4 protein-coding genes and 1 pseudogene are annotated in these 4,192 nt (G+C 72.7%); all 5 read left to right on the top strand.

Annotation, left to right across the window (positions count from 1 at the left end; translation table 11 throughout):
- Nucleotides 1-240: NADH-quinone oxidoreductase subunit J (locus tag AB0M20_RS29995; RefSeq protein WP_364303677.1), on the top strand; the 240-nt coding region annotated here is incomplete at its 5' end.
- Nucleotides 241-552, top strand: coding sequence for an NADH-quinone oxidoreductase subunit NuoK (gene nuoK, locus AB0M20_RS29990; protein ID WP_364303676.1), 312 nt, complete (start codon nucleotides 241-243; stop codon nucleotides 550-552).
- Nucleotides 549-2,444, top strand: a complete 1,896-nt coding sequence (locus AB0M20_RS29985) for an NADH-quinone oxidoreductase subunit L (protein ID WP_364303675.1) — start codon at nucleotides 549-551, stop codon at nucleotides 2,442-2,444. Before nuoK ends, AB0M20_RS29985 begins: the two co-directional genes overlap by 4 nt.
- Nucleotides 2,441-3,967 (top strand): NADH-quinone oxidoreductase subunit M, encoded by a 1,527-nt coding sequence (locus AB0M20_RS29980; protein WP_364303674.1) that lies wholly within the window; start codon nucleotides 2,441-2,443, stop codon nucleotides 3,965-3,967. The genes AB0M20_RS29985 and AB0M20_RS29980 overlap by 4 nt, the downstream gene beginning before the upstream one ends.
- Nucleotides 3,964-4,192, top strand: a pseudogene (locus AB0M20_RS29975) (NADH-quinone oxidoreductase subunit N); the annotation flags it as partial. The gene AB0M20_RS29980 and the pseudogene AB0M20_RS29975, both read left to right, overlap by 4 nt.

Genomic DNA, 4,192 nt, shown 5'->3' with positions numbered 1-4,192 from the left:
GTCTGGCCGGCCCTGCTGGTCGGCGCCGGGGTCGGCCTCGGCCTGGCCGCACTGCTGGTCGACGCGTTCCGCTGGACGATCTACCCGCTGCCCGAGGCGGGCACGGCCGAGCGGATGGGCGCGCAGATCTTCGGTGCCTGGGTGCTGCCCTTCGAGGTGGTGTCGATCCTGCTGCTGGCGGCGCTCGTCGGCGCGATCGTGCTGTCGCGGCCCGACATCCGGGCGAAGGAGGACGCGTAGATGCATGCGGTGATCCCGTACGTGGTCGCGGCATTGCTGTTCGGCCTCGGCGTCTACGGCGTCCTGCGCCGGCGCAACGCGGTCCTCGTGCTGATGGCCGTCGAGCTGATGCTGAACGCGGTGAACCTGGTCTTCGTCACCGCCGACGTCACGACGACCTCGGTCGCGCCGCACGCCGGGGCGGTGTTCACGCTGTTCGTCATCGTGCTGGCCGCCGCGGAGGTGGGCGTGGGGCTGGCCATCGTGCTGCAGCTCTACCGCCTGAAGAGGCTGGTCGCGATCGACGAGGTCGCGCTGGAAGAAGCCCGATGATCGTCAGTGCGCTGCCGGGCGTACCCCTGCTCCTGGGTCTGATCGGCCTCCTGCTGCGGCCGGGCGATCGGGGCAGGCGCCGGCTCGCCGCCGCGCTCGGCGTCACCGGCGCGTTCGTCGCGCTCGTCCTCTCGGTGTTCTGGGTGATCGTCGCCGACGACGTCATCGAGGGACAGATCAGTTGGGTACGCCTCGGCGACCTCGACGTGACCCTGGCGTTCTCGGCCGGGCCCGCCGCGTTCTACATCTGCGTCGCCGTCGCCGTGGTCGCCCTGGCCGTGCAGATCTACTCGATCGCCTACCTGCACGACGACCCCCGCTACGCCCCGTACGCCGCGCAGGTCTCCCTCTTCACCGGCGCGATGCTGCTCGTCGTGACCTCCGGTGACCTGATCCTGCTCCTGATCGGCTGGGAGGTGATGGGTCTCTGCTCGTACCTGCTGATCGGCCACGACCGGCGGCTGCCCGAGGCGCCCGCCGCCGCGGTCAAGGCGTTCCTGGTCACCCGGGTCGGCGACGTCGGATTCCTGCTCGGCATCGCGGTGCTCGGTGTCGCGGCGGGCACCTTCCGGATCGACGAGGTCCTCGGCCACGACTACGACGCCGGCACGCTGACCGCCGCGCTGCTGCTGATCCTGGCCGGGGTGGCGGGCAAGAGCGCGCAGTTCCCGCTGCACACCTGGCTGCCGGACGCGATGGCCGGCCCGACCCCGATCTCCGCCCTGATCCACGCCGCCACCATGGTCGCGGCCGGTGTCTACGTGGTGTTCCGGCTCTACCCGCTCTTCGAGCAGTCCCCGGCCGCGCTCGCAACGCTCGGTGTGATGGCCGCGATCACGCTCCTGCTCGGCGGGCTCTCCGCGATGGCCCAGGACGATCTGAAGCGCGTGCTGGCCTGGTCGACCGTGTCGCAGATCGGCTACATGACCGGGGCGCTCGCCGTCGGCTCGCCCGCCGCCGCGCTGTTCCACCTGCTCACCCACGCCGCGTTCAAGGCGCTGCTGTTCCTGGCCGCGGGCGCGGTCATCCACGCGGTCGGCACCAACTACCTCTCCCGGATGGGCGGGCTGCGGCGCACGATGCCGGTGACGTTCTGGTCGTTCGTGATCGGGCTGGGCGCGCTGGCCGGGCTGCCGCCGCTGGCCGGCTTCTGGTCGAAGGAGAACGTCCTGGTCGCGGCGGCGCACGCCACGGAGGGCGGCGAGCCGATTCCCGTCTGGACTGCCTGGATCGTCTGGGTGGCGGCGCTGGCCGGCGTGCTGATCACCGCCTGGTATGCGATGCGGCTGCTGCTGCGCGCCTTCTTCGGCTCGTACCGCGCGTATGGGCCGAGCGGGCCCGACTGGGAGGTCGGCTTCGACGACGCCCGGTACGACCGCCCGGGCACCCCGCACGACCCGCCGCGGCTGATGCGCTGGCCGGTGCTCGTGCTGTCCGTGCCGGCGGCGCTGCTCGGGCTGGCCGCGTTCGCCCCCGGCTTCCGGTCGGCGCTCGAGCTCGAGCAGCCGCACCTCGATGTCGCGATCATCCTGCCGATGGTGCTGCTGCTGACCGGGGCGACCGCGGCCTGGTGGCTGTGGAACGCGGTCCCGGGCGTGGATCCGGTGGTCGCGCTGGGCCGGGCCCGGCCGTTGCTGGCCAGCGGATTTCACCTCGACGCGGTGCAGGATCGGCTGGTGGTCCGGCCGGTCCGGGCGCTGGCCGGTGCGCTCAAGACGGTCGACGAGCGGGTGGTGGACGGCGCGGTGGAGGGCACCGGCGTGACCACGACGGCACTCGGCACGCTGCTGAGCGCCGCGCACCGGACCGCCCTGCCGCGGGCCGCGGTGGCCGTCTTCACCGGTGCGCTGCTGCTCGGTGTGGTCGCGGCGATCTGGGGGGCGGGCGCGTGAGGGACTATCTGGCCGGCCCGGCCGTCGACGGCTCGGGCGTTCTGCTCATCGCCGTGGTCGCGGTGCCGGCCCTCGCGGCGGCGCTGATCGCCCTGCTCCCCGCCCGGGCGGCCAGGGTGGCCGGGATCGTCGCGGCCGCGGTGACCTTCGTTCTCGCCGTGCTGCTGGTGATTCCGCGGGAGATGCCGCGGGGCTGGTTCGCCTACACGCCCGGGACGCGGTCGCCGGTGCTGCCGTGGGGGCAGGTGGACCTGCCGTGGGTGCCGGCCCTGGACATCCGGTTCCATCTCGGGGTCGACGGGATCTCGTATCCGCTGATCGTCCTCACCGGACTTCTCACCCTGCTCTGCTGCGTCTACACGGCCGTCAAGAACGGCAGCGGCACTCGTACCCTCATCTCTCTGTTGTTGGTCCTGGAAGCCGGCATCCTCGGCACCTTCCTCGCGCTCGACCTGGTCCTGTTCTTCGTGTTCTTCGAGGTCGTGCTGCTGCCGATGTACGCGATCATCGCCGGCTGGGGCGGGCCCGATCGGCGGCGTGCGGCGCGGAAGTTCGTGCTCTACACGCTGTTCGGCTCGGTGCTGCTGCTGCTCGGCGTGATCACCGTCGTGGTCGCCGCGGACACCGCCGACATCCTCGCCCTGGCCGGCGGTCTCGGCCTGTCGCGCGGCACGCAGTACCTGGCGTTCGTGCTGTTCGCGGTGGCCTTCGCGGTGAAGGCGCCGCTGTGGCCGCTGCACACCTGGCTGCCCGACGCGCACACCGAGGCGCCGACCGTCGGCAGCGTGATGCTGGCCGGCGTGCTGCTGAAGATGGGCACCTACGGCCTGATCCGGGTCGGTGTGGGCGTCGCGCCGCAGGGTGCCGCGTGGGCCGCGCCGGTGCTGGCGATCCTGGCCGTCGCGGCGATCATCGTGGGGTCGCTGGTGTGCCTGCGGCAGACCGAGCTGAAACGGCTGATCGCCTACTCCAGTGTCGGTCACATGGGCTTCGTGCTGCTCGGGATCGCGACGCTGACGGTGACCGGGGTGCAGGCCGCGCTGATCGGCAACATCGCGCACGGCGTCATCACCGGCCTGCTGTTCTTCCTGGCCGGCGCCATCAAGGACCGCGCGCACACCGGCCTGCTCGCCGAGCTGGGCGGCCTGCGGGAGACGGCGCCCCGGCTCGCCGGGCTGCTCGGCTTCGCGGCGGTCGCTTCCCTCGGCCTGCCGGGCCTGGCCGGGTTCTGGGGTGAGGCGTTCGCGGTGGTCGCCGCCGTCGAACGCGGCGGACCACTGTGGATCACGCTCGCCGTGCTCGCCGCCGCCGGTGGTGCGCTCACCGCCGCCTACTTCCTGCGCCTGCTCCGCCGGGTCACCCACGGACCCGCCGTCCTCGACTTCCCGGCACGTGTCGCCCGCGTCGAGTGGGTGGCCTGGTCGCCGCTGATCCTGCTCGCCCTGCTGATCGGCCTGGTCCCGGCGCTGGTGCTGGGCGCGACGGGCGACCCGATCGGCGCGCTGACGGAGGCGTTGCGATGATCCAGTCGGTGGGGCACGCGAGCTTGCTGCCGCTCTACGCGGCGGCCGCCGCCGCGGTGCTCGTTCTGATCGTCGATCTCGCGGTCGGCCGGCGCTCCGCGATTCTGGGTACGGCCGCGGCCGGCGCGCTCGCGACGGTGGTGTGTGCCGTGCTGGGCGGCAGCGCCCCGACGTTCTGCCTCGGCGACGCGTGCTCGTGGACGCCGTCACCGGCCGCGACGGTCG

The organism is Actinoplanes sp. NPDC051633 (assembly GCF_040681735.1).
Classification (GTDB): domain Bacteria; phylum Actinomycetota; class Actinomycetes; order Mycobacteriales; family Micromonosporaceae; genus Actinoplanes.
This window is presented reverse-complemented; position numbering and strand designations above follow the sequence as displayed.

What these genes read in the sequence shown, in the direction of transcription:
- AB0M20_RS29985 (WP_364303675.1), top strand. Translation starts at nt 549, where the DNA reads ATGATCGTCAGTGCGCTGCCGGGCGTACCCCTGCTCCTGGGTCTGATC.
- nuoK (WP_364303676.1), top strand. Translation starts at nt 241, where the DNA reads ATGCATGCGGTGATCCCGTACGTGGTCGCGGCATTGCTGTTCGGCCTC.